The sequence below is a fragment of the Polynucleobacter sp. UB-Tiil-W10 genome (genome assembly GCF_018881605.1).
GTDB lineage: Bacteria > Pseudomonadota > Gammaproteobacteria > Burkholderiales > Burkholderiaceae > Polynucleobacter.
Window position 1 is genome coordinate 1654225 of sequence record NZ_JACVPZ010000001.1, and the last position, 24931, is coordinate 1679155.

Genomic DNA, 24931 nt, shown 5'->3' on the forward strand with positions numbered 1-24931 from the left:
ATTAGTTATGTCAAAAATTACTGCGCTCTTTAAGGAGCTAAAAGCTACTGGTAAAAAAGGGTTGATTCCTTTTATTACTGCTGGTGATCCAGACCCTAAGCAAACTGTTGAGTTGATGCATGCATTAGTTCGTGGCGGTTCAAGTGTCATTGAGTTGGGTGTGCCATTCTCAGATCCGATGGCGGATGGTCCTGTGATTCAAAGATCATCTGAGCGTGCGTTGACCCACGGTGTGACCTTGCATAGCTGTTTAGAAATGGTGAAAGAGTTTCGCAAGAAGGACACCAATACTCCCGTTGTTCTCATGGGGTATGCAAACCCAGTTGAGCAAATGGGAGCTGAGCGTTTTGCAACCGAAGCAAAAGCTGCTGGTGTCGATGGCGTTCTAGTGGTTGATTACCCACCAGAAGAGTGCGTGGATTTTGCTGCGCGCATGCGCGTTGCTGGAATTGATCCCATCTTTTTATTGGCACCCACTTCATCACATGAGCGCATTAAAGAGGCTGCCAAAATAGCCTCTGGTTATATCTATTACGTTTCTATGCGCGGGGTTACTGGCGCATCGCACCTGAATACCCAGGATGTGGCTAGTATCATTCCGAAAATTCGTGAAGAAACGGATATTCCGATCGCTGTTGGCTTTGGAATTAGCGATGCTGCTAGCGCCAAGGCCGTTTCTGCAAGTGCCGACGCTGTGGTGATTGGTAGCCGAATTATTCGTCTTTTGGAGGATGCACCCCCTGAGCAGGCGGTACAATCACTGGAAACCTTCATTCGTGAAATTCGCGACGCATTGGACAGTTAAAAATTAATGAGCTGGATAGATAAATTACTCCCACCCCAAATTCAACATACCGATCCTGCTAATCGCAAGTCAGTACCAGAGGGATTGTGGGTAAAGTGCCCAAGTTGCGAGACTGTTCTATACAGCACCGACATTGAAGCCAATTTATCAGTGTGCCCAAAATGTAGTCACCACATGCGCATCGGCGCCCGTCTGCGCTTAGATAGTTTGTTGGATGAAAAAGGGCGCTATGAAATTGGTGCTGATATCTATCCAATAGACCCGCTGAAATTTAAAGACTCTAAAAAATACCCAGATCGTATTAAAGAAGCAAATGATGCTTCTGGTGAATCCGAAGCCTTAATTGTGATGGGTGGCAAGATTGAAACGATTCCTGTTGTAGCTGCTTGTTTTGAATTCCAGTACATGGGTGGTTCGATGGGTTCTGTAGTCGGTGAGCGCTTCGCTCGCGGCGTACAGGAGGCAATTGATAAAAAGTGTGCCTTCATTTGTGTCACAGCTACTGGCGGTGCGCGTATGCAAGAAAGCTTGTTATCTCTTTTTCAGATGGCCAAGACCAACTCGATGTTGACCTTGTTGGCTAAAAAAGGTTTGCCCTATATCAGCGTTCTCACCGATCCAACAATGGGTGGTATTTCCGCTAGCTTTGCCTTCATGGGTGATGTAGTGATGGCTGAGCCAAAAGCCTTAATTGGTTTTGCAGGTCCACGCGTGATTGAGCAAACAGTGCGCGAGAAATTGCCGGAAGGATTCCAGAGATCTGAGTTCCTCATGCAAAAGGGTGGTATTGATATGATTGTTGATCGCCGTCAGATGCGCAATGAAATTGCGCGCTTACTTGCTTTGTTACAGAAGCTTCCAGAGCCTGCAATAGCGGGTAGCGCAGCCGTTTAAGCGCTTGAGCTCAGCACACCAAGCCCCCATATTATTTTCTAGCCTAGAGGCCTGGCTTAGCCACCTCGAAACTGCTCACCCTGTCGGTATTGATATGGGGCTTGAGCGTATCAATCGTGTGAAGGCTGCATTAGATCTGCATTTTGAATGCCCAGTGATCACAGTTGCCGGAACAAACGGCAAAGGATCTACCTGCGCTTTTCTGGAGAGTATTCTCTTGGCATCTGGCTACCGTGTTGGTTGTCATACCTCTCCACATCTTCTTAAATTTAATGAGCGTGCTCGCGTTAATGGTGAAGATGTTAAAGACAATATCTTGCTTGAGCATTTCGCAGCTGTAGAAAAAGCCCGCGTTAGCTTGGTGGATGCGCCGACCTTGACGTATTTTGAGTTCACTACTTTAGCCATCATGCATCTATTTGCCAAGTCTAATTTAGACGCGGTTGTATTGGAGGTAGGGATGGGTGGTCGCTTAGATGCCGTGAACATTGTGGATGCAGATTGCGCCATCGTGACAAGTATCGATATTGATCATGCAGATTTCTTGGGTGGAACACGTGAAGCTATCGGCTTAGAAAAAGCAGGTATTTTCCGCCCGGGGCAGATTGCGGTTTGTGGCGATCCTGTACCGCCACAATCACTGATTGACCATGCTGAAAAACTTGCTTGTGATCTCTGGTTACAGGGACGTGATTACAACTTTCAGGGTGATAAGCAGCAGTGGGGCTGGGCAGGGCGTAAAAAGCGCTTTAGTGGGCTTGGATACCCGGCGCTTCGTGGTGCCAATCAGATTCTGAATGCCTCTGCTGTGATTGCCGCCTTAATGGCTTTGCACCAGCGCCTACCAGTGAGCGCCCAGGATATTCGTAATGGATTTGCCTTGGTAGAGTTACCGGGCCGTTTCCAAGTCTTGCCTGGTCAACCTACAGTTGTTTTGGATGTTGCCCACAATCCCCACGCCGCCGCTACCTTGGCTCAGGGGCTCGATAAGATGGGATATCACCCATATACCTATGCGGTTTTTGGGGCTATGGCTGACAAGGATATCGAGGGGGTAATAAAACCCCTCCTCAATATTGTGGATTTTTGGTTCTGTACTGATTTGCCGACCCCCAGAGCCGCCAGCGCCAAGGTCTTGGCTGAGAAGCTTGAAGCCATGGGTGTAAAGCCTAAAAATGGGGCTGATGGGGGTATTGAATGCTTCACAGAACCTGCTTTGGCGTATCAAAAAGCGCTTTCTCAAGCGGGTGAGGGTGATAGAATTGTCACCTTCGGATCTTTCTACACCGTTGCAGGCGTAATGACTTACCGAAACAACCAGGCCCACTGATCCATGATTCGTTTACCAAGCTTTTTTAAGCGAAATACTCAGTCTGATGACTTTGAATTCAGTTCAAGGGGTAGTCGCACTGCCAAAAGAGCGGCCCCACGCAGTTTTCAGCGCGCTGCTGAAGCTGAAGAGCTGGCCCTAACCGAAGATCCAGAACAGCAAAGAGCACGGCATCGTTTGATCGGCGCTGCTGCCCTGGTCTTAATTGCCGTTATAGGTCTGCCTCGTATTTTGGATAACAAACCAAAGTCTGCACCAAACGATATTGCAGTCAATATTGTGACCAGCTTGCCGATTCCAGGAGCTGAAACAAAGTCTAAAGTTGAATCAGTTGCTGAACCTATAAAAGAAGCTCCTAAAGTTGCAGCTACTCCTGAAGTAAAGGCGGAAGCTAAACCCGATGTTAAGCCTGAACCCAAGTTGGAAGCTAAACCAGCGGCACCTGCAGTGAATAAATCTGGAACATTAGGTTTAGCGGCGGGTGAAGAGGTGGTTGCTGCTAATGCAAGTCCTAAAGCGGATGCTAAGCCAAAGACGGAGGATGCTCCTAAATCGAGCGCTTCTAATGGCACAGGCAAGTACATTATTCAGATTGGTGCCTTTGCATCAGAAGAGCGCGCCAAGGGTTGGATTGCAAAACTCAAAGACCAAAAGATTCCAAACTACGTCTTCACGAAGACGGGTAGCGATGGATCAAAGCTTTATGTGCTCCGTGCAGGACCCTATTCCGATCAAGACGCTGCAGAGGCGGCTGAAAAGAAAATTAAGGCGATGGGTCTTTCACCAAGACTGGTCGAGTCCGGTAAGCAGTAATGGAATATTTATCCACCCTCAAGCTAACAACGGTGGATTACTTCACCCTAGTTGTGCTCTTGGTATCTGCATTAGTCGGTATCTCGCGCGGTTTATTTAAAGAGGTGCTTGCGTTAGCTTCTTGGTTTGTTGCGTCATGGGTTGCTTATCACTACAGCAATTACCTATCAACTGAATGGCTTTCTACATTTCATCTTGATGAGCTGCTTAGTTTGGGCGTGAGCTTCATCATTCTGTTTGTTTTAACACTCATCATTTGTAGTGTGTTTGGTGGAGTGGTGCAAAAAATTATTTTGTCAGTAGGTCTTAGTTTGGCTGACCGTTTTTTAGGTTTGGTGTTTGGCGTGATTCGTGGTGGTCTGATTGTTGTGGTGCTTGCTACCTTAGCGGCTCTCACACCTATTACGCACAGCATGGCTTGGCAGAATGCCATAACCAGACCGGCAATTGATATGGCAACTGGTTTAATTAAAGGTTGGCTTCCTGCTGACTGGGCTAAACAATTAGGTGATGCAGTGCCTAAAGTTACCCCCATCATTACTCCTAAAATAACAATAGGAATCTAGAAATATGTGCGGCGTCGTCGGAACTGTTTCTCACTCACCAGTAAATCAACTTCTCTATGATGCTTTGTTGCTCCTGCAACATCGTGGTCAAGATGCAGCAGGCATTGCAACGATGAACGGCAATTCATTCACGATGCATAAAGCCAATGGCTTAGTAAGAGACGTCTTTAGAACTCGTAATATGCGTAGCTTGGTTGGTAGCGCTGGTATTGGCCAGGTGCGTTACCCAACTGCTGGCTCTGCTAGTAGCGAAGAAGAGGCGCAACCGTTTTATGTGAGTGCACCTTACGGCATTATCTTGGCGCATAACGGTAACCTGACCAATGCACCCAGTTTGCGTGTTGAGATGGCCTATCGTGACCGTCGTCACATTAATACAAGCTCTGACACTGAAGTATTGCTCAACGTATTGGCTGACGAACTTCAAAAAGAAACTAATAGCGCGGCTCTTGATGAGAGCGCGATGTTTAACGCAGTTACCGGTGTAACTAATCGCGTTAAAGGTTCTTATGCGGTAGTTTCTTTAATTGCAGGCTATGGCTTATTGGCCTTCCGTGACCAGTATGGTATTCGTCCTCTCTGTATCGGTCGTATCGATACGCCGCAAGGTCCTGAGTGGATGATTGCATCCGAGTCTGTTGCGCTAGAGGGCCTAGGATTCACATTTGTGCGTGACGTTAATCCAGGTGAAGCAATTTATATCGACTTAGATGGCAATTTCTATTCGCGTCAATGCGTACCTAATGCTGTCTTAACACCTTGTATTTTTGAATACGTTTATATGGCCCGCCCAGACTCCACAATTGATGGCGTCACCGTTTATAACGTTCGGATGCGTATGGGTGATTACTTGGCCGAGAAGATCCGCAAGGAGACCGATGTCTCTGAGATCGATGTCGTGATGCCAATTCCAGACTCAAGCCGTCCAGCAGCAATGCAGGTTGCAAAGAACTTGGGCGTGGATTATCGCGAAGGCTTCTTTAAAAACCGTTACATCGGCCGCACCTTCATCATGCCAGGGCAGGCTGTCCGTAAGAAATCTGTACGTCAAAAACTCAATGCCATGCGCATTGAGTTCAAAGATAAGACTGTATTGATTGTGGATGACTCGATTGTTCGTGGAACAACATCCTTTGAGATCGTGCAGATGGCACGTGAATCAGGTGCCAAGAAAGTTATCTTTGCTTCTGCTGCGCCACCAGTACGATTCCCGAACGTTTACGGTATTGATATGCCAACTCGTAGCGAACTGGTTGCTTATGGCCGCACTGATGAAGAAATCAACAAGATGATTGGTGCCGATCAACTGATCTATCAAAGTGTTGAAGATATGAAGCAGGCGGTGACGGATATCAATCCTAATATCAAGCAGTTTGAAGCCTCTTGCTTCGATGGCAACTACATCACTGGCGATATTACTGAGTCTTATCTTGATGCCTTAGAGGCCGCTAGAAATACCTCGGACGCTAAGGCAGATCGGCAGAAGGATTCTAGTGACTTTGCCCGCTCACAGCTCCATTTGCATTTGGCTACCGAAGACTAAAAAGCGACAGGAATATGCCTTACTCGAGGCAAATTCGTAATTCGGTGTCAAAATAGCATCATGAAGAGCAAAACTACCCGCAAAAAACCGGATTTTTCGAAGCTAGCGCTGGAGACCTTAGCGGTCCGTGCTGGCACTCGCCGTACTGCTGAGTATCAAGAGCATTCTGAAGCGATGTTCCTGACTTCCAGCTTTTGCTTTGATAGCGCAGAGTTGGCTGCCGATGGTTTCGCTCATGCTGATCAAGGCTTCATCTATTCTCGTTTTACCAATCCAACAGTAAGCATGTTTCAAGATCGCCTGGCCGCCCTAGAGGGTGGTGAATCGTGTATTGCAACTGCTTCTGGCATGTCAGCCATTCTGACGATGGCGATGGCCCATCTGCAAGCGGGGGATCATGTGGTTTGCTCGCGCTCGGTATTTGGTGCAACGATTCAGTTGTTTACCAATATCTTGGGGCGTTTTGGGATCACAACAACTTATGCTGATTTGGCGGATACCAAGTCATGGCAAACGGCTGTCCAACCAAATACCAAACTCTTTTACCTAGAGACACCATCCAATCCATTGACTGAGATTGCCGACATCAAAGCCATTTCAAAAATTGCCAAGAAAGCAAACGCATTATTTGCTGTGGATAACTGCTTCTGTACTCCGGCATTGCAAAAACCATTGGCCCTCGGTGCCGATGTCGTGATTCATTCAGCTACTAAGTATCTGGATGGACAGGGTCGAGTTGTAGGCGGGGCAATTGTTGGCAGCAATGATTTCATCATGGGCAAAGTATTTCCGTATGTGCGCACAGCAGGGCCAACGCTATCTGCATTCAATGCTTGGGTGTTCCTTAAGGGCTTGGAGACTTTAGAGCTTCGCATGAAGCAGCAGAGCCAGAATGCGCTTGCCTTAGCTCAATGGTTGGAGAAGCAATCTGGAGTAGAGCGTGTTTACCATCCAGGTCTGAAATCCCACCCTCAGCATGCTTTGGCAATGCGTCAGCAAAAAGAGGGCGGTGCAATCGTATCTTTCACCTTAAAGGGTGGCAAGAAGGCGGCGTTCAAGCTGATTAATCAAACCAAACTTTGCTCAATCACAGCAAACTTGGGTGATACCCGCACGACCATTACGCATCCAGCCACAACCACGCATTGTCGCGTGACGCCTGAGGCCCGAAAAGCTGCCGGCATCACCGATGGCTTGGTGCGAATTGCAGTTGGCCTTGAAAACATCAACGACTTAAAGAATGATCTCGTTGGTGGACTCAAAAAATAATCAAGTACATCAAGATAGGCCCATGGGTTTTTCTGATGCCACTCAGTTCTGGAATGAACGCTTCGATAAAGAAGAGTTCATCTTTGGTAAAGAGCCGAATGAATATCTTGTTGAGAAAGCCAGCCAATACCTAAAGCCGCAGGATAAGGTGCTATGCATCGCCGATGGCGAAGGACGCAACGGTGTCTGGCTTGCCAAGCAAGGCATGCAAGTGGTTGGTTTTGATGCATCCGATATTGCGCTAGCTAAAGCAAGGCAGTTCGCTAAAGATAATCAGGTGGAGGTTGAATACTCTTTCTCTGATACTGATAGCTATCCATGGCAAGAAAATACTTACGATGCAGTGATTGCGATCTTTATTCAGTTTGCTGACCGAGCAATGCGCGCCAGAATCTTTGAGCAGGCATACAAAACGTTGAAGCCAGGCGGCCTTTTCATTTTGCAGGGCTATACCCCGAAACAGTTGGAATATAAAACTGGCGGCCCATCGCTCATTGAGCATTTGTATACAGAAGATCTGATCAAGAGCCTTACCAAAGACTTTGAAACTCTTGAGCTTGTCAGTTACGAGAAAGAGCTCTCTGAGGGCCCAAGACACACAGGCATGTCTGCAATTTTAGGGTTGGTTGCCAGAAAGTAATTGATTGCTTAGTCGGTAAAGCGACGAGGATCATTAATCGGTCGCAATGGCATGATATGAATCTTGCTACCATCAATTTCAAGATGAGTACTTTTGCCAACATCCAAGCAGAGTCTCTTGACCTCTGCAGCAGAGGCTTCCCAGGTAATTGCATGTCCACCATCAAGCGTGCGAAGTTGAATAACCGCGATCTGACCTAAAGCACTGATTTGTTCAACAGTCGCTGAGAGTGAAGTAGTGCTGGAGCTGAGATGCAGACTTAAACCTTCCGCCGGAACAACCCAGGCAACAGGTGTATTTGGTGGAATTTTGCCTTTGTCCGCTACATTAAAGATGCGTTGACTGCCTTGCCAGCTTAACTTTCCAGCAGTAAACACCCCCTCAAACTTATTGCTAATGCCCACCAGTTCTGCAACCCGTGAGTTTCTAGGTCTTTCAAATAGCACCTGTGGTGGAGCGGTCTGTAGCCCTACACCTTGGTCAATCACAGTGATGCGATCAGCCAATAAATCTGCCTCCCTTAGATCATGAGTGACAAGCAAAATGGGAATATTTAAATCTTTGCGAAGTTCAGCCAACGTCTTATAAAGACCTTGGCGCGTAGGTGCATCAATCGCAGAGAAGGGCTCATCAAGCAATAGTACTTTTGGTGATCGTGCCAGCGCTCTGGCGAGCGCAACCCGCTGTTGTTGGCCGCCTGAGAGTTGGTTAGGCATGCGGTTGGCTAAGTCATTAATTCCCATGCGATCAAGCCATTCTTTGGCACGAGCTTTGCGATCAGATGGCCTTTGGATATTGTTGTACAAAGGGATGCACACATTCTCAAGCGCTGTGAGATGGGGGAATAGGGCGTACTGCTGAAATAGAAATCCACATGAGCGATTGGCAGGGCTTAAGGAGGTAGTGACTCCGCTGGCATTATTTGCTTCAAACCATAACTTGCCATCACATTCAATTTTTCCAGTTTCGGCATCGTTTAATCCAGCGATTGTTCTCAGGGCAGTTGTCTTGCCGCTACCGGAAGGGCCCACTAAGGCATGCAATTCTCCGGGAATGCATTCAATCTGAAGCTGCAAGGGATTCGGACTAGTCTGGAAGAGCTTTACTTTAAGCATTAGCTACTCCATTGTTTAGATCGCGATGGGTTGCGACTAAAGACGCCATAGGAAAGTGCAATTGCCACAAGAGAAGTGCAAAGTAAAAGTAACGAAAGCGCGCCAGCACCAGAGGTATCAAAACTTTGTACCTTGTCATATATAGCAATCGATACTGTTTTGGTCTCGCCCGGAATGGCACCGCCAACCATGAGGATCACACCAAATTCTCCTAGGGTATGCGCAAAAGTAAGAACGGCTGCGCTAGTGATGCCACGCCAAGCTAGGGGCAATTCAATCAGGCGAAAGATTTGCCATTTGGTCAGCCCGCTGACTTGGGCCGCTTCCCGAATTTCAGGATTAATAGCCTCAAAAGCACGTTGTATTGGTTGAATAGCAAATGGCAAGTTCACAATGAGGGAAGCAATGAGGATTCCCGTGAAAGAAAACACCAATGGTATCCCAAAGAGGCTTTTCCCTCCAAGACCCACTAGGAGGTAATAGCCCAAGACAGTAGGAGGGAGGACTAGGGGTAAGGCAAGCGCTGCCTCGACCCATGACCTGCTTTTGCCCATACTTTGGAGCGAATGCGCTACCCAAATTCCAAAGGGGATGATCAGGACCAAGGTCCATATGGCCAGCCTTAACGAGAGAAGTAGCGCTTCAATATCCATCAAACGATTGTATCTTTAGATACCGTCAGGGTAACTCACTATATGAACTTGGTTGGCATAAGCGTTAAATATGCATATATACGCATATATTTATATAAATGAGCCTCATGAAAGCAAAAGTTCAAAAAGCAACAAAAAACTTATCTCCAAAACAGATGGAGAAGGTCTTTGCACACGTAGCCGCTTATTTCAATGTTCTTTCTGAGCCAGCGCGTTTACGCATCATGTATGCAGTTTGTAACGGTGAGAAATCCGTCTCTGAGGTTGTTGAGATGTGCGGTACAAGCCAGGCCAATGTATCAAGGCATTTATTAGCCCTTCACAAAGCCGGAATTTTAATGAGGCGAAAAGAAGGTGTAACGGTTTATTACTCAATTGCGGATAACGCAACGGTTGAGATGTGTCAGACAGTCTGCGCAAAGATTGCTGAAGGTATTTATTAGTTTTTGCAGTAGTTCACTTTTTAAGTAGAGGTCAAATGACTAAGAAGCAAATTGAATTGAGCGCTGAGGATATCGCTGCGGTTGAGAAGCCTGCCAATAGAGCTCGCTTAGTAAAGGCGCCGGAGCACTTTATTTCTCAGGAGTTGATCGCTGATATTAATGCAAATGGCCTTGATGAAGGTCGTCGCGGTTTTTTGCGTAAAGGCTTTCTTTCTGCCGTAGGTGGAGCTGCAGTTGGGTTGGCTGCCCCGATGGCTTTTGCTGCTGGAGAAGGCGATCCCGCCATTCTGGAGAAGCAAGAGTGGCAAACCACGCTTGGTAAGAACGTAGCCACCATGCCCTATGGTGTTCCTTCGATCTATGAATCGAATTTAATTCGCCGTGAATCACCTGGATTAACGCGTGTATCTGCAGCATCTGTTGCATTTACTCCATTACAGGGTTTGTTTGGCACCATTACTCCAAACGGTTTGCACTTTGAGCGTCATCACCAGGGTTGGTACAACCTCAATCCTGAAACTCATCGCTTGATGGTGAACGGCATGGTCAAGAATGCCCGCGTATTCACGATGAACGACTTGATGAGACTGCCTTCTGTTTCTCGCACCCACTTTATTGAGTGCGGCGCAAATACTGGCTTAGAGTGGGGTAACGTTGCAGTACCAACCGTGCAGTACACCCATGGCATGCTTTCATGCTGCGAATTTACTGGCGTACCCCTCAAGGTATTGCTCGAAGAATGCGGCGCAGATTTGAAAAAAGGGAAGTTCTTGCTTGCTGAAGGTGGCGATGGCTCTGGCATGACGCGCACGATCAATCTAGAAAGCTGTTTGGATGACACGATTGTTGCTTGGAGTATGAATGGCGAGATGTTACGCCCAGAAAACGGCTTCCCATTGCGCCTTGTAGTTCCGGGCGTGCAAGGCGTTAGCTGGGTTAAATGGTTACGTCGTTTGGAAGTGGGGGATATGCCCTGGAATGCGAAAGATGAAGCAGTTCACTACATTGAGCTGATGCCAGATGGCATGCATCGTCAATATGCATCGATTCAAGAATGCAAATCGGTGATTACTACACCTTCTGGCGGTCAGCAATTGCTAGATAAAGGTTTCTATAACGTGAGTGGCATGGCTTGGTCTGGTCGCGGCAAGATTAAGCGCGTGGACGTTTCATTTGATGGCGGCAATAACTGGCGTACCGCTCGTTTAGAAACACCAATTCTGACCAAATCGATTACCCGCTTCAATATTGATTGGGTGTGGGATGGTTCGCCTGCAATATTGCAATCTAGGGCGGTCGATGACACAGGCTATATACAACCTTCAATTAAGGTATTACGTGATTTGCGCGGTAATCGCTCGATCTATCACAACAATGCCATTCAGTCTTGGAAATTAGATTCAAACGGCGAGGTGAGCAATGTACAAGTTGGATAAATTATTTGCTCGTGTGGCCGTTGCAGGTTTAACGTTGCTATCAGTTCAACTGACTTGCGCACAAAATATTCAGGGATCTGCAAAGTTTCCTGGCATTGGTCGTAATGCCACGCCCGCAGAGATCATTGCTTGGGACATTGATGTGCGTCCAGACTTTAAGGGCCTGCCAAAAGGATCTGGCTCGGTGGAGCAAGGTCAAGCCATTTGGGAATCGAAATGCGCTAGCTGTCATGGAGTCTTCGGCGAATCGAATGAGATCTTCACGCCAATCGCTGGCGGAACAACTGCTGATGATGTGAAAACGGGTAGGGTCGCCTCTTTGGGTGACCGTAAACAGCCTCAGCGCACTACTTTGATGAAGGTGCCAACCGTATCTACTTTGTGGGACTACATCTATCGCGCCATGCCCTGGAATGCACCAAGATCCTTAACGCCGGATGATACTTATGCCCTAGTTGCCTTTATTTTGAGCTTAGGCGAAATTGTTCCGGATGATTTTGTGCTGAGCAATACCAATATTGCAGACGTGCAAAAGAAGATGCCCAATCGCAATGGTATGACGCGTAATCATGGCTTTTGGAGTGTTAATGGCAAGCCAGATGTGAATGGCTCATCTTGCATGACCAACTGCGTCAAGTTCGTGCAAATTGGCTCCACGCTTCCAGATTTCGCTAGAAATGCCCACGGTAATATTGCAGAGCAAAATCGCTTGTATGGACCATATCGCGGTTCAGACTCCACTAAGCCACCAATTGCTAAGTTACCCGGTTCTACTGGTGAAGGTCTAGCGCATGCTGCCGATACCCATGCTGCCACCACTAAAGGTCCTGCGGCCCTATTTAAAAACGAGAACTGCTCTGCATGTCATGCTCCGAATGCCAAATTGGTTGGCCCATCTATCGCTGATATTGCGGCGAAATATAAAGGGCAGAGCGGGGCTCAAGAAAAGCTCATGGCTAAGGTCAAGAGCGGGGGTTCAGGGGTGTGGGGAGTGATTCCAATGCCGCCACAGTCACAGTTATCGGATGAGGACAGGGCGACCCTTGTGCGCTGGGTGCTCACCGGGCAATAGGTTTACAGAAGGTTTTTTGAAATACCGCTATATTTGATACTAAGAGTAGATTATTAAAGGAGTTTTTATGAATCAGCAGCGACGCAGTTTATTGAAATATTCAGCCGTTTTCGGCTTAATGGCTTCTGCGGGTCTCATTAGCGTAGCCCAAGCCCAAGAGTGGAATAAAGCCGCTTTCGAAGGCAAGAGTCTGGATGATGTGTTCAAGATTCTAGGTGCCGGTAGTCCAGACAAATCTGGCGCTGTTACTTTGAACGCTCCTGATATTGCAGAAAACGGTGCGGTTGTTCCCGTTGGAATTGTCACCACCCTCAAAGCGGAACAGATGGCTATCTTGGTTGAGAAAAACCCAAGTGCTCTAGCGGCGCAATTCTTTATTCCTTCTGGTACAGAGCCTTTCGTTACTACTCGTATCAAGATGGGTCAAACCTCCAACGTCTATGCCTTGGTAAAAGCCGATGGCAAATGGAGTATGGCTGTGAAGGAAGTAAAAGTGACTTTGGGTGGTTGCGGCGGTTAATCGTCCTCAATCCGAATAAAAACCATTAATTAATTACTAGATTACAAGAGGAACCTATGTCTGATCCAATGCGCGTTAGAGCGGCCGAAAACGGTGGAATTGTGGATGTAAAAATTTTGATGAAGCATGATATGGAATCTGGTCAGCGTAAAGATGCTGCTGGCAAAACGATTCCTGCGTGGCACATCACCACGATCAATGTCAAAGCGAACGGTAAAGATGTTTTGAATGGTCAGTTTGGTCCAGCGGTTTCCAAGGATCCATTCTTGAATTTCAAATACAAGGGCGCTAAAGGCGACAAAATTGTTGTGAACTGGATAGATAGTAAAGGTGACAAGCGCACCGACGAAGCAACTGCATCGTAATTTGCTTGTTGAATTATTAAATCTTTACCATCTCATGGGTTTTGAAAGGGTTGCAAATGCAGCGTAAATTTACTTTAGGGTTAGCCTCAGGAATGATGGCTGCTTTATTAACAGTCTCATTCTCTGTATCAGCGCAAAAAAGTGCGACAGACGATATTGCAAAATATCGCGAGATGATTGCTGATGGCAACCCTTCAGAACTTTATGAGGCAGCCGGTGAAGATCTTTGGAAAAAGCCTGCTGGACCCAAGAACGCTACTTTAGAGAAGTGTGATTTGGGACTGGGGCCAGGAGTGGTAAAGGGTGCAGCAGCGCAACTGCCACGTTATTTCAAAGACACAAATAAAGTTCAAGACCTCGAGTCTCGCTTGATGACTTGTATGCAGAAGCTTCAAGGTCGCGATCCACAAGAGATGGTTGATGCACCATTTCAAAAAGGTCCCAAGAAGGATATGGAGGCCATTGTTGCTTACGTGGTCACTTTATCTAAAGGCGACAAAATTCAAGTCAGCACAGCGCACCCCAAAGAAAAAGAAATGTATGAGCTTGGTAAGCGCGCATTCTTTTTCCAAGGCGGACCAATGGACTTCTCATGCGCTTCTTGTCATGGCGAAGATGGAAAGCGTATTCGCTTACAAGATTTGCCAAACATTACAACTCAGAAGGGTGCAGCGATGGGTTGGGGTTACTGGCCTGCCTATCGCGTATCGAGCGGTCAGTTTTGGACAATGCAGCAACGTTTAAATGATTGCTATCGTCAGCAACGTTTCCCGTTCCCTATTTACGGATCTGATGTCACCATCGCTTTATCAATGTATATGGCGAAGACTGCTAATGGTGGGACTGTAGAGACCCCTGGATTGAAGCGTTAAGAGATAAGAGATAGAGATCATGAAAATTACCCACATCAAAAAACTCTTAACAGTTTCTGGATTTATTCTAGCCACATGCCTCATGCAGAACGCAGCAGTGGCTCAACAAAAGAATGATCCCAAGTTCAACAAAATGATGACTGACAGCTTTAGGGCTGACGGTATCGCAGGATTAGATCGCATTGTGCAAGACGAGACTCAAAAGTTTTGTTCCGACCCCGTGTTTGCTAATAGCAAACAAGGTGAAAAAATGCGTGAAAAGATTCAGAAGATGAATATGGACAGCATTAAGCAGCCATCTGATGGTAAGTACGTTGGCGACTGGAAGAAGGGTGAAGCCATTGCGCAAAGCGGTCGCGGTGCCACTTGGACCGATAAGGCTGACACCGTCATTGGCGGAGGTTGTTATAACTGTCACCAGATTGATCCAAAAGAAATTTCTTATGGAAATATTGGCCCATCATTAACAGGTTATGGAAAGATGCGCGGCTACTCACAAGAAGTGGTGACCTATACCTGGAATCGTATTAATAATTCCAAGGCATACAACGCATGTAGCAATATGCCGCGCTTTGCACACTTCAAACTCTTAAATGAGCAACAGATTCAGGATGTCATGGCATTGCTGCTTGATCCTGCTTCACCAGTAAATCAATAAAGAAGCAAAAAACAGGCCGACAGGCCTGTTTTTATAAGGGGAATTTTATGTCTTTAAGTCGCCGCGATTTTTTGCAGGCTTTAGCGATCGCCTCTGCAGGCGGGATGAGCTTGCAGTCAAATTTTGTGAATGCGCAAAGTACTGCGCAAAAATTTTATGACTTACCTAAATTTGGTAATGTGCACTTTCTGCATTTCACAGACTGCCATGCTCAGCTACTACCAATTTATTTCCGTGAGCCTAATGTAAATCTAGGTATCGGCGCTCAAGAAGGTAAAACGCCGCACTTAGTTGGCGAATATTTCTTAAAAGCGAATGGCATTGCACCGGGTACACGTGATGCTCACGCTTTTACGTATTTGGATTACGTTGCAGCAGCCCAAAACTACGGCAAGATGGGTGGTTTTGCCCATCTGGCTACATTGATTAAGCAAATGAAGGCAAATCGTCCTGGCGCCTTATTACTTGATGGTGGGGATACCTGGCAAGGTTCTGGCACGGCGCTTTGGACCAATGGCCAAGACATGGTCGATGCTGCTCTTGCATTGGGCGTAGATGTGATGACTCCACACTGGGAAATGACTCTCGGGGAGAAGCGTGTCATGGAAATCGTCAATGGTGACTTCAAGGGAAAAGTTTCCTTTATAGCCCAAAATATTAAGACGGCAGACTTTGGGGATATGGTCTTTAACCCATACGTTATGAAGGTACAGAACGGCATTCAGGTTGCCATCATTGGTCAGGCCTTCCCATACACACCAATTGCAAATCCTCGTTACTTCACTCCTGATTGGACCTTTGGTATTCAAGAAGAGAATATGCAAAAGACGATTGATGAAGTGAGATCAAAGGGCGCTAAAGTAGTAGTGCTCCTATCTCACAACGGCATGGATGTGGACCTGAAGATGGCCTCTCGCGTACGAGGTTTGGATGCAATCTTGGGCGGACATACCCATGATGGAGTGCCTATTCCAGTGAAGGTCAAGAATGCTGGTGGCGTTACGCTGGTTACCAATGCTGGATCCAATAGCAAGTTCTTGGGTGTGCTCGACTTTGATGTCAAGGGTGGAAAGCCAGTGGATTTCCGCTACAAGCTTTTCCCAATTTTCTCTAATATGATTCCAGCAGATCCAACAATGAATAAGTTGATCGCTAAAGTCAGAGCTCCGTATGAAGCCAAGCTCAATGAGAAGTTAGCAACTACAGAGGGTCTCTTGTATCGCCGTGGTAACTTTAACGGTAGCTTTGATCAACTCATCCTTGATGGATTGATGGCGCAGAAGAATGCGGAGATTGCATTCTCGCCAGGCTTCCGCTGGGGAACCAGTCTATTGCCGGGTCAAGCGATTACACGCGAAAATCTCTTGGATCAAACGGCCATTACCTACCCATACACCACTGTTACTAATATGAGTGGTGAAACAATCAAAACGATTCTGGAAGACGTGGCTGATAACTTGTTCAACCCAGATCCTTACTACCAGCAGGGTGGCGATATGGTCCGCGTCGGTGGAATGCAATACACAATCGATCCAGCGCAATCTGCAGGTAAACGAATTACTGATATGCGTCTGAATGGCAAACCTATTGCAGCAAGCAAGACCTATAAGGTCGCAGGCTGGGCTCCAGTAAGCGAAGAGGCAAAAAACGCAGGTGGGGAAGCAATCTGGGATGTGATGGAGCGTCACTTGCGCGATGTCAAAGTCGTGAAAGCGGTTAAGCTTAACGAGCCGATTATTAAAGGCGTTGCCAATAACCCTGGTATGGCCCCAATTTAATTGGCTACATATTTAACTACACGAGAATAAAGCATGAAAAAACTACTTTCTATCATTACAGTTGTGGCCATAGCGTTTGGATTTTGCTCTACCGCTTCAGCTCAGCCTGCTGGCAATACCAAGGTGGTTTATCACATTGATGATGCAGAAACTCAGGGTCTAAAAGGCCTGCGCAATATTCGCAATCATTTGGATACTTCTCCCGATACCATCATTATTGTTGTAACTCATGCTAATGGTGTTGATATGTTGATGGAAGGTGCCAAAGATAAGAAAAACAATGTGGAATATGCGCCATTGGTTGGGGCACTCAAATCTCGAGGTGTGAAATTTGAGGTGTGTGAGATCACTTTAAAGAATCGTAACTTGAAAAAAGATCAGTTCACGCTGGATGCGGATTTCACCCCATCAGGTGTGGTACGTGTAGCTGACCTGCAATATAAAGATGGTTTTGCCTACATCAAGCCTTAAGCAATCCAGCATGCAATGCTTGAAGAGTCTGACGGGGATCCTTTTGGGATCCCTTGTATTTTTGAGTTCAGCTTTTGGGCAGGCAAAGCCTGCTGATCCAGTTCAGCTTAAACCCATCCAAGTAGCGCCTCATACTTATTTTGTGCGGGGCTTTCCAGAGCTAGGGAGTAGTACAAATCAAAACTTTATCTCGAATGCTGGGTTTGTCGTAACACCTGGTGGAGTAGTGGTGGTTGATGCCCTAGGCTCGCCTATTCTTGCGCAAAAGTTGATTGCTGAAATTCAGAAAATTACTTCGCAAAAAATTGTTGCCATCATCGTCAGTCACTATCACGCCGATCATGTTTATGGTTTGCAGGAATTTAAAAAGATTGGCGCAAAGATTTATGCGCAAGGAGAGGGGCGAAATTATCTTTCCTCAGAAACAGCAAAGCAGCGCTTGATTGCCTCCAGAATTGATTTTGCTCCTTGGGTAAATGCAAATACAAGACTCATTTCTGCTGATGTATGGATTGATCAAAAATCGAAATTGACAATTGGCGGGATTGATTTCTTGATCAGCAGGGTGGGGCCTGCTCATGCACCCGAGGATCTCATGGTGTATGTCCCTTCGGAGAGGGTGCTCTTTGCAGGTGATCTCGTATTCAGAGGACGCATTCCATTTGTTGGAAATGCGGATAGCAAAGGTTGGCTAGTAGCTCTAGATGAAATCGAAAAGTTAAATCCGAATATCGTGATCCCTGGCCATGGTAATTATTCGGTTAAGCCAACTGAGGATATTGTTTTTACTCGGAACTATTTGAAGTATTTGCGTGAATCCATGTCCAAAGCGGCTATTAATATGGATCCGTTCGAGGATGCTTATAAGCAGGCTGATTGGTCGGAATATGAGGGAATGCCTCTATTTAGGGCGGCTAATCGTATGAATGCCTATAACGTCTACCTCTCTATTCAGGCTGAGTAAGGCAAAGTCGGCTATTGGGCCTTAAAATAGAGGATTAATGCTAAATCCTTGATTTGTAATGAAAATGATTTCCCTCCAATCTATTGCTGCAATCTTATTAAGTGCGCTAATGAGCGCGCCAGCGATTGCTGCCCCGGATTTGGCAAATGGTAAGGTCATTGATCAGCAAAAGTGTTACGCCTGCCATGCCAAGAAAAGTGGTTTTAGTAATGGCGATATGATTTACACCCGCTCAGACGGTAAGGTTAAAACCTTCGCTGATTTAAAGAAGATGGTTGCCCTTTGTAATACGGAACTCCGTCTCGATTTGTTCCCGGAAGATGAAGCAGACGTTGCTGCTTTTCTTAATCAACAATTTTATAAATTTAAACCTTAATTTTTCAAGATACAGTCGCTATGGATGTTGTTGATATTAGTTCTTTAAGTAAGTTAGTCCTTTGGGCCACTTTTGCCATTACCTTTTTCTTGGGTGCGGTCATGCAAAAGACTGGATTTTGTAGCATGGGGGCAGTTTCTGATGTCTTCATCATGTCCAGCTGGGATCGTTTAAAGCAATGGTTCTTGGCCATTGGCGTTGCTATTATTGGCTTTACTTTAATGTCTTATTTTGGGGTCATTGATCCCTTAAAAAGCTTATATACCGGCAGTAAATTTTTATGGCTCTCTACTGCTGTGGGAAGTATCTTGTTTGGCTTCGGCATGGTTTTGGCATCAGGGTGCGGCAGTAAAACACTCATTCGTATCGGCGGCGGCAATTTAAAGTCTATCGTTGTATTTATGGTGCTGGGTTTAACGGCTTACATGACGATGCGCGGTTTCTTAGGGGTTGTTCGCATCAATACTCTAGATACTTTCTTTATTGCTTTCAATACTCCACAAGACCTGCCTAGTCTTTTAAGTGCACCTTTGGGTATTGCACGTCCTGATCTTCATTTGGCTCTAGGCTTGCTCATTGGCTCTGCGTTTATTGCATACGCCTTAATGAGTAAAGCATTTTGGACTGCTGAAAATGTATTTGCAGGCATTGCTGTTGGTTTGGCGATCTGTGCCGTATGGTGGGTATCTGGAAATCTCGGCTTTGTTGCTGAAGATCCCAATACTTTAGAAGAGATATTTTTAGTAACGAACTCTGGACGTATGGAGAGCTTATCTTTTGTAGCCCCTTATGCCTATTCGTTAGACTGGCTCATGATGTATAGCGATACCTCTAAAGTATTAACTGTCGGCATCATGGCTGTGTTGGGAATGATTTTGGGATCAGCCGTGATCTCTATTGCAACAAAATCGTTCCGCTGGGAATCTTTTCGTAATACTGAAGACACTGCAAATCATTTGGTCGGCGCTGCATTAATGGGCTTTGGCGGCGTCACCGCCTTAGGTTGTACAGTAGGGCAAGGTTTGAGTGGCATCTCAACGTTAGCTCTTGGTTCCTTACTGGCCTTACCGGGATTTATTTTTGGAGCTTATTTAGGTTTGCGTTATCTACAAGTTCGTCTTGCTCCAAATCCTTGCAGTTAATTTTAAAAATTGATAGATTAAATAATGCAAATTGATTGGATATCTTTTACCCCATTGCCTTCACTCCTTGGTGGGATGATCCTTGGGGTAGCTGCAGCTCTTTATGTATTGCTTCATGGGCGTATTTTAGGAATTAGCGGAATTGTTTCTGGTTTGCTGCATCCTCAATTGAGTGATTCAGCATGGCGAGTTAGCTTGGTTTTGGGTTTAGTCTCCGCACCTTTTTTTGCCGCACTTTTTTTTGGAATATTCCCAGTCGTAGAAATTGATTCAAATTGGTTTGCGATTGTGATTGCCGGTCTTCTAGTTGGCTTTGGCGCTCAATATGGATCAGGTTGCACTAGTGGTCATGGCATCTGTGGGCTTTCGCGTTTGTCTCCCCGATCACTAGTGGCTACTCTATCTTTTATGGGTGCAGGCTTTCTGATGGTTTTTATTCTTCGCCATTTGATCGGAGGCTAAGATGAAAAAACATTTTGGTCTTGTTAGTCAATACGCTATTGGCGTCCTTTTTGGTTGGGGTTTAATCATCTCGGGCATGAGCAATCCTCAGAAGATCTTGGGATTTTTGGATTTGACCGGTCTCTGGGATCCTTCCTTGATGTTTGTCATGTTGGGTGCTGTGATTGTGGGTCTTGGGGGTTTTTATGTCGTTAGCAAAAGAACGCAAGCCTTTTTTGGCGGCGCCTTGCATATCCCAAATCGCCGAGACATTACCAAGCCCCTCATTATTGGCAGCTTGATTTTTGGAGCGGGCTGGGGAATTGCTGGGTTTTGTCCAGGTCCAGCACTGGTTGCTTTGGGCGCTGGCCACCTTAAGGCCTTGGTATTTATTATTGCCATGCTTGCTGGGATGGAGATTTGCGAGCGCTTCTTTACTGCCCATAGAAACAAGCCAAACCCCTGAAGCTAGCCTGATTTAAAATCAACCCTATTACACAGACATTTAATGTAGAGGGTTTCATGAGTCTTCCTATTTCTTGCCACAACACCCAGTTTGGCACTCTTGGTCAAATCGACCCTAGCCATTTAGTAGAAATTGCCCAGCAGGGTTACAAGAGCGTGATTAATAATCGCCCTGATGGTGAGGGTGGCCCTGGTCAACCCTTGAATGCCGCGATTCAGGCTGAAGCTGAAAAGCTCGGCTTAAATTACGTTTACTTGCCAGTGATTCCAGGTGCATTTACTCAGGCCCAAGTTCAAGAAATGGCGCGCCTCTTGAAAACTCTGCCAGGTCCTATTTTGGCTTTTTGTCGTTCAGGTGCTCGCTCTACAAACTTATATCAACTTGCTTTGCAACTTGGTTAATTAAAAAGAGCATTCGCTAAAGCATGCGCATCACGATTCCGGAAGATAGAAAACTCGTTCATGAAATGATCATGCCCATTCGTTGGGGTGATATGGATGCGTATGGGCATGTCAACAATACTGTGTACTTTCGGTATATGGAACAAGCTCGATGCGAGTGGATTACTTCATTGGGTTATGAAGTTGCACCTGGTCGCGAATCGATGTTGATGATCAATGGCTTTTGTAATTTCTATCAACAACTTGCTTATCCAGGTGAGTTGATACTCAAGACCTCGATTGGTGCAGTGGGCCGAACTAGCCTTGATCTGTATACCAGCATGGCGTTAACTACCGCGCCTGATGCAGAGGCTGCCATTGGCGGTGCAACAATGGTCTGGGTAGATCTCACCACGAATACATCAGCGCCTTGGCCTGAGCACGTTCTGCAAAAGTTGCGCTAGTCGATCGTGCAACCCAGTAATCCCCACATCCTAAGGTCCGAACAATTTTTATCTGAGTTGGATCAATTTGATCTCATTATTGACGTCAGATCTCCAGCGGAATTTGCCTTGGATCATATTCCGGGTGCGGTCAACTATCCGGTTCTCAGCAACGAAGAGCGTATAACGATTGGCACTTTGTACAAGCAGGAATCTCCATTTGCCGCCAAGAAATTGGGTGCCGCATTAGTCTCACGTAATATTGCCAATCATCTCGAAAATCATTTTCTGGACTTGCCTCGTGAATGGCGACCACTCATTTATTGCTGGCGTGGTGGCGAGCGTAGCGGGGCCTTTACCCATATCTTGAATCGCATCGGCTGGAAGGCTAAACAACTCGAAGGGGGCTATCAAGGGTTTCGTCGCACTGTGATTGATGGCTTAGACCAAGCGGCCAGCCAATTTTCATTTCAGGTTATCTGCGGGATGACCGGCAGTGGCAAGACAAGAGTCTTACAAGAGATCGGTGCACTAGGTGCGCAGATTCTGGATCTAGAGTGCTTGGCTGTGCACCGTGGCTCGGTTTTGGGTAACGAGCCCAATATTGATCAGCCGTCTCAAAAAGGCTTTGAGACTGCGCTATGGAATGCCTTGCGCTCCCTTGATCCCACTCAACCTGTGTTTGTGGAATCTGAAAGCAAGAAGGTCGGCGGCTTACATGTGCCCGATGCCTTGATGGAAAAAATTCGCAATGGTGCATGTATTGAGTTGAGATCAAGTGCGCAAACACGTGTCTCTTGGTTAATTCGTGAGTACCATCACTTCTTAACGGATACCGATCAGTTCAAACAAAAATTGGCTTTGCTCACTACGCATTATGGAAAAGTACAGATTGCTAAGTGGAATGAAGAAATTGATGCAGGCCATTTTCCAGAGCTCGTAGAGGAGTTGCTGGTAAAACATTACGACCCCTCATATCAATCATCGATAGTGCGGAATTTCCCCAATTACAAAATTGAACACTTTGTACAACTTGAAAACGATAGTGATGCAGCTTTTGATGCGGCTGCTAAAGCTATTCTAGAAAAGAAGGTAATCAAATCATGAATCAACACTCAGATCATCATCGTGGCCACGTAGTGGCTGGAATAGCGGGTTTTGGAACTTATGCACCAGCAGCTCGAGTGAGCGCAGATGAGCTCGCAAAACAGGCAAATATCCCGGTCGAAAGATTGACCGAGGGAATTGGATTTACGCATATTCATAAAGCAAACGATGAAGAGCATCCTTTCACTATGGGACTTGCTGCGGCAAAAGAAGCCTTGTTAGATGCCGGCATGCGCGGCGAGGATGTTGACTTGGTGATTTTCGTTTCTGCTGGTGATTATGACTATCGGTTTTGGTGTCCCTCGAGTGCTGTTGTGCGAGAGCTGGGTTGTCGCCACGCTTATTCCTTTGAAGTTCGCAATGGTTGCGCCGGTGGTAACTTAGCCTGCAATATTGCCATGGGCCTCATGGACCGTGACTCATCGGTAAAAACGGCATTGATTATCTGTGCCGACACTTTATCTCGAGTAATTTCTCCGGAGATTCCAGAGTGCCATCCTTTACTTTACTTTGGTGATGGCGCAGCTGCAGTAGTGCTGAAAAGAAATCATCCCCGCTATCAGTTGCTAAGCTTCGCTGAACATACAGATGGTGATCTAGGTGATTTACTGCGAGTTGAAGCTGGTGGTACGCGAAATCCTATTAATAAAGAATTTAATGATTGGACCAAGACCTATTCAAAAGTGGATGCAGAAGCATTTGCTAATTTGATCGATAAGGTTTATCTCAAAGAATATCTTGCTGTAATTAAGCGAGCGCTAGAGCGATCTGGTCATAGTGTCACGGAAATGGAATACATCCTCATGAATCAGGTGAAGCATTCCTTGCGTACGCATATCTTGGAAGGTATTGGTATGCCAGAAGATCATACTTATATCTCTATGGATGAGTTTGGGCATATTGGCCCAGCCGATTGCTTATTTACGATGGCAAAGGCCCATCGCGAAGGTTTGTTATCTGAGGGTAAGTTGGCAATTTTGGCTTCGAGCGGTCTTGGATTCTCTTGGGCTGCCACTATTATTCGTTGCTAAAAATTCGGAATCATCTTTGCAGTAAAAAGCCCCGTCTTAACGGGGCTTTTTACTTGCTAGCTTACGTCTAGCTAAATGCTTGAATGCCAGTTTGTGCTCGACCCAGAATGAGGGCATGAATATCGTGAGTGCCTTCATAAGTATTCACAACTTCTAGGTTCAGCATATGACGAACAACACCATACTCATCGGAGATGCCATTGCCGCCGTGCATATCGCGCGCCATACGAGCAATGTCTAAAGACTTGCCGCAGGAATTGCGCTTCATGATGGAGGTAATCTCTGGAGCGGCAATGCCTTCATCTTTCATGCGACCTAAACGCAAGCAACCCTGAAGACCTAAGGTGATTTCAGTTTGCATATCTGCCAATTTTTTCTGAATCAATTGGTTTGCAGCCAATGGCTTACCAAATTGTTTGCGATCCATGGTGTATTGGCGAGCTGCATACCAACACCATTCAGCTGCGCCTAGTGCACCCCAAGCAATACCGTAGCGAGCAGAGTTTAAGCAGGTGAAGGGACCCTTTAGACCTTCAATTTCAGGGAATTCATTTTCTGCAGGAACGAATACTTCGTCCATTACGATTTCGCCAGTGATGGAGGCGCGTAGACCCATCTTGCCGCTGATTTTTGGAGCGCTTAAGCCCTTCATCCCTTTTTCTAGGATATAGCCGCGAATGATGCCTTCATCATTTTTCGCCCACACCACAAATACATCGGCAATCGGAGAGTTGGAGATCCACATCTTCGAACCGGTTAATGAAAATCCACCAGGAACTTTCTTAGCGCGAGTAATCATGCCACCAGCATCGGATCCATAGTTGGGTTCCGTTAAGCCAAAGCAACCTATCCATTCGCCGCTAGCTAATTTAGGCAGGTACTTTTGCTTTTGTGCTTCACTACCAAATTCGTTGATAGGAACCATTACTAAAGATGACTGCACACTCATCATCGAACGATAGCCAGAATCAACGCGCTCAATCTCACGAGCAATTAAACCGTAAGACACATAGTTCAAATTAGCTCCACCGTATTGCTCGGGGATCGTGATGCCTAAAAGGCCAAGCTCACCCATTTCGCGGAAGATGGCAGGGTCTGTCGTTTCATTGCGGTATGCATCATGAATGCGCGGCATGAGACGTCCTTGAGCGTATTCAGCGGCTGCATCACGAACCATGCGCTCGTCTTCAGTCAGCTGGGTATCGAGAAGCAGGGGATCTGCCCAATTAAAGCTCGCCTTACTTTTGCTCATTGCCTTGTCATCCTCTATTTGGTTTGATCGCCACTTTTCGCCTGCTTCCTGCGAATTTCCAAGAATGCAGATATTCTCTTTCTATT

General features: G+C 46.3%; 29 protein-coding genes. 26 read left to right on the forward strand and 3 right to left on the reverse strand.

What is annotated here, in order from left to right:
* Nucleotides 1-7: 7 nt before the first annotated feature.
* Genes trpA through ICN33_RS08495 form a run of 8 tightly spaced genes read left to right on the forward strand, consistent with a single transcriptional unit; the run spans nucleotide 8 to nucleotide 7860 of the window.
* A complete protein-coding gene (trpA, locus tag ICN33_RS08460; RefSeq protein WP_216196170.1) occupies nucleotides 8-805 on the forward strand; it encodes a tryptophan synthase subunit alpha in 798 nt (265 codons plus the stop codon).
* Between the two features lie 6 nt (nucleotides 806-811).
* On the forward strand, nucleotides 812-1699 hold the full coding sequence (gene accD, locus ICN33_RS08465) for an acetyl-CoA carboxylase, carboxyltransferase subunit beta (protein WP_216196171.1): 888 nt from the start codon (nucleotides 812-814) through the stop codon (nucleotides 1697-1699).
* A 4-nt stretch (nucleotides 1700-1703) separates the two neighbouring features.
* Nucleotides 1704-3029, forward strand: coding sequence for a bifunctional tetrahydrofolate synthase/dihydrofolate synthase (folC, locus tag ICN33_RS08470; RefSeq protein WP_216196172.1), 1326 nt, complete (start codon nucleotides 1704-1706; stop codon nucleotides 3027-3029).
* A gap of 3 nt (nucleotides 3030-3032) precedes the next feature.
* Entirely contained in the window at nucleotides 3033-3842 is an 810-nt protein-coding gene (locus tag ICN33_RS08475; protein ID WP_216196173.1) for an SPOR domain-containing protein, read from the forward strand.
* Entirely contained in the window at nucleotides 3842-4408 is a 567-nt protein-coding gene (locus ICN33_RS08480) for a CvpA family protein (RefSeq protein ID WP_216196174.1), read from the forward strand. The genes ICN33_RS08475 and ICN33_RS08480 overlap by 1 nt, the downstream gene beginning before the upstream one ends.
* A gap of 4 nt (nucleotides 4409-4412) precedes the next feature.
* A complete protein-coding gene (gene purF, locus ICN33_RS08485; protein ID WP_216196175.1) occupies nucleotides 4413-5951 on the forward strand; it encodes an amidophosphoribosyltransferase in 1539 nt (512 codons plus the stop codon).
* Between the two features lie 60 nt (nucleotides 5952-6011).
* Entirely contained in the window at nucleotides 6012-7220 is a 1209-nt protein-coding gene (locus ICN33_RS08490) for an O-succinylhomoserine sulfhydrylase (protein WP_216196176.1), read from the forward strand.
* Nucleotides 7204-7860: a class I SAM-dependent methyltransferase gene (locus ICN33_RS08495; RefSeq protein WP_370623240.1), complete on the forward strand. Its 657-nt coding sequence runs from the start codon at nucleotides 7204-7206 to the stop codon at nucleotides 7858-7860. The genes ICN33_RS08490 and ICN33_RS08495 overlap by 17 nt, the downstream gene beginning before the upstream one ends.
* Before the next feature lie 8 nt (nucleotides 7861-7868).
* On the opposite strand, the gene ICN33_RS08500 is transcribed toward ICN33_RS08495, so the two are convergent.
* On the reverse strand, nucleotides 7869-8975 hold the full coding sequence (locus tag ICN33_RS08500; RefSeq protein WP_216196177.1) for an ABC transporter ATP-binding protein: 1107 nt from the start codon (nucleotides 8973-8975) through the stop codon (nucleotides 7869-7871).
* A complete protein-coding gene (modB, locus tag ICN33_RS08505) occupies nucleotides 8975-9628 on the reverse strand; it encodes a molybdate ABC transporter permease subunit (protein WP_216196178.1) in 654 nt (217 codons plus the stop codon). The genes ICN33_RS08500 and modB overlap by 1 nt, the downstream gene beginning before the upstream one ends.
* Before the next feature lie 98 nt (nucleotides 9629-9726).
* Here modB and ICN33_RS08510 point away from each other — a divergent pair, with 98 nt between their 5' ends.
* The 18 genes from ICN33_RS08510 (at nucleotide 9727) to ICN33_RS08595 (ending at nucleotide 23593) form a co-directional block, all read left to right on the forward strand.
* Complete coding sequence (locus ICN33_RS08510; RefSeq protein WP_216196179.1) at nucleotides 9727-10071, forward strand: metalloregulator ArsR/SmtB family transcription factor; 345 nt, start codon at nucleotides 9727-9729, stop codon at nucleotides 10069-10071.
* A 35-nt stretch (nucleotides 10072-10106) separates the two neighbouring features.
* Entirely contained in the window at nucleotides 10107-11507 is a 1401-nt protein-coding gene (gene soxC, locus ICN33_RS08515; RefSeq protein WP_216196180.1) for a sulfite dehydrogenase, read from the forward strand.
* Nucleotides 11491-12579, forward strand: a complete 1089-nt coding sequence (locus ICN33_RS08520; RefSeq protein WP_216196181.1) for a c-type cytochrome — start codon at nucleotides 11491-11493, stop codon at nucleotides 12577-12579. The genes soxC and ICN33_RS08520 overlap by 17 nt, the downstream gene beginning before the upstream one ends.
* 67 nt (nucleotides 12580-12646) lie before the next feature.
* Nucleotides 12647-13099: a thiosulfate oxidation carrier protein SoxY gene (gene soxY / locus ICN33_RS08525; RefSeq protein ID WP_128113451.1), complete on the forward strand. Its 453-nt coding sequence runs from the start codon at nucleotides 12647-12649 to the stop codon at nucleotides 13097-13099.
* Nucleotides 13100-13155: 56 nt separating this feature from the next.
* Entirely contained in the window at nucleotides 13156-13464 is a 309-nt protein-coding gene (gene soxZ / locus ICN33_RS08530) for a thiosulfate oxidation carrier complex protein SoxZ (RefSeq protein ID WP_216196182.1), read from the forward strand.
* Between the two features lie 56 nt (nucleotides 13465-13520).
* A complete protein-coding gene (soxA, locus tag ICN33_RS08535; protein WP_216196183.1) occupies nucleotides 13521-14336 on the forward strand; it encodes a sulfur oxidation c-type cytochrome SoxA in 816 nt (271 codons plus the stop codon).
* A gap of 19 nt (nucleotides 14337-14355) precedes the next feature.
* Nucleotides 14356-14994, forward strand: coding sequence for a sulfur oxidation c-type cytochrome SoxX (gene soxX, locus ICN33_RS08540; RefSeq protein ID WP_216196184.1), 639 nt, complete (start codon nucleotides 14356-14358; stop codon nucleotides 14992-14994).
* Between the two features lie 47 nt (nucleotides 14995-15041).
* On the forward strand, nucleotides 15042-16772 hold the full coding sequence (gene soxB / locus ICN33_RS08545; RefSeq protein ID WP_216196185.1) for a thiosulfohydrolase SoxB: 1731 nt from the start codon (nucleotides 15042-15044) through the stop codon (nucleotides 16770-16772).
* A 33-nt stretch (nucleotides 16773-16805) separates the two neighbouring features.
* The gene (locus ICN33_RS08550; protein ID WP_216196186.1) at nucleotides 16806-17243 is read left to right on the forward strand and encodes a DsrE family protein; all 438 of its coding nucleotides are present in this window, start codon (nucleotides 16806-16808) and stop codon (nucleotides 17241-17243) included.
* 61 nt (nucleotides 17244-17304) lie between these two features.
* Nucleotides 17305-18207 carry an MBL fold metallo-hydrolase gene (locus ICN33_RS08555; protein WP_255530751.1) on the forward strand — a complete coding sequence of 301 codons (903 nt, stop codon included), beginning with the start codon at nucleotides 17305-17307 and terminating at the stop codon, nucleotides 18205-18207.
* 58 nt (nucleotides 18208-18265) lie between these two features.
* Nucleotides 18266-18583, forward strand: coding sequence for a hypothetical protein (locus ICN33_RS08560; RefSeq protein WP_255530753.1), 318 nt, complete (start codon nucleotides 18266-18268; stop codon nucleotides 18581-18583).
* Between the two features lie 20 nt (nucleotides 18584-18603).
* Entirely contained in the window at nucleotides 18604-19725 is a 1122-nt protein-coding gene (locus ICN33_RS08565) for a YeeE/YedE family protein (protein WP_216196187.1), read from the forward strand.
* A gap of 24 nt (nucleotides 19726-19749) precedes the next feature.
* Nucleotides 19750-20187 (forward strand): YeeE/YedE family protein, encoded by a 438-nt coding sequence (locus ICN33_RS08570; RefSeq protein ID WP_216196188.1) that lies wholly within the window; start codon nucleotides 19750-19752, stop codon nucleotides 20185-20187.
* 1 nt (nucleotide 20188) lies between these two features.
* Nucleotides 20189-20632 carry a YeeE/YedE family protein gene (locus tag ICN33_RS08575; protein ID WP_216196189.1) on the forward strand — a complete coding sequence of 148 codons (444 nt, stop codon included), beginning with the start codon at nucleotides 20189-20191 and terminating at the stop codon, nucleotides 20630-20632.
* A gap of 56 nt (nucleotides 20633-20688) precedes the next feature.
* Nucleotides 20689-21033 carry a TIGR01244 family sulfur transferase gene (locus ICN33_RS08580; RefSeq protein ID WP_216196190.1) on the forward strand — a complete coding sequence of 115 codons (345 nt, stop codon included), beginning with the start codon at nucleotides 20689-20691 and terminating at the stop codon, nucleotides 21031-21033.
* A 23-nt stretch (nucleotides 21034-21056) separates the two neighbouring features.
* Nucleotides 21057-21476 carry a thioesterase family protein gene (locus ICN33_RS08585; RefSeq protein WP_216196191.1) on the forward strand — a complete coding sequence of 140 codons (420 nt, stop codon included), beginning with the start codon at nucleotides 21057-21059 and terminating at the stop codon, nucleotides 21474-21476.
* A gap of 6 nt (nucleotides 21477-21482) precedes the next feature.
* Nucleotides 21483-22562 carry a tRNA 2-selenouridine(34) synthase MnmH gene (gene mnmH, locus ICN33_RS08590; protein WP_216196192.1) on the forward strand — a complete coding sequence of 360 codons (1080 nt, stop codon included), beginning with the start codon at nucleotides 21483-21485 and terminating at the stop codon, nucleotides 22560-22562.
* Nucleotides 22559-23593 (forward strand): 3-oxoacyl-[acyl-carrier-protein] synthase III C-terminal domain-containing protein, encoded by a 1035-nt coding sequence (locus ICN33_RS08595; RefSeq protein WP_216196193.1) that lies wholly within the window; start codon nucleotides 22559-22561, stop codon nucleotides 23591-23593. The genes mnmH and ICN33_RS08595 overlap by 4 nt, the downstream gene beginning before the upstream one ends.
* A gap of 67 nt (nucleotides 23594-23660) precedes the next feature.
* Here ICN33_RS08595 and ICN33_RS08600 read toward each other — a convergent pair whose 3' ends face one another.
* Nucleotides 23661-24845, reverse strand: coding sequence for an acyl-CoA dehydrogenase (locus ICN33_RS08600; RefSeq protein WP_216196194.1), 1185 nt, complete (start codon nucleotides 24843-24845; stop codon nucleotides 23661-23663).
* Nucleotides 24846-24931 lie beyond the last annotated feature (86 nt).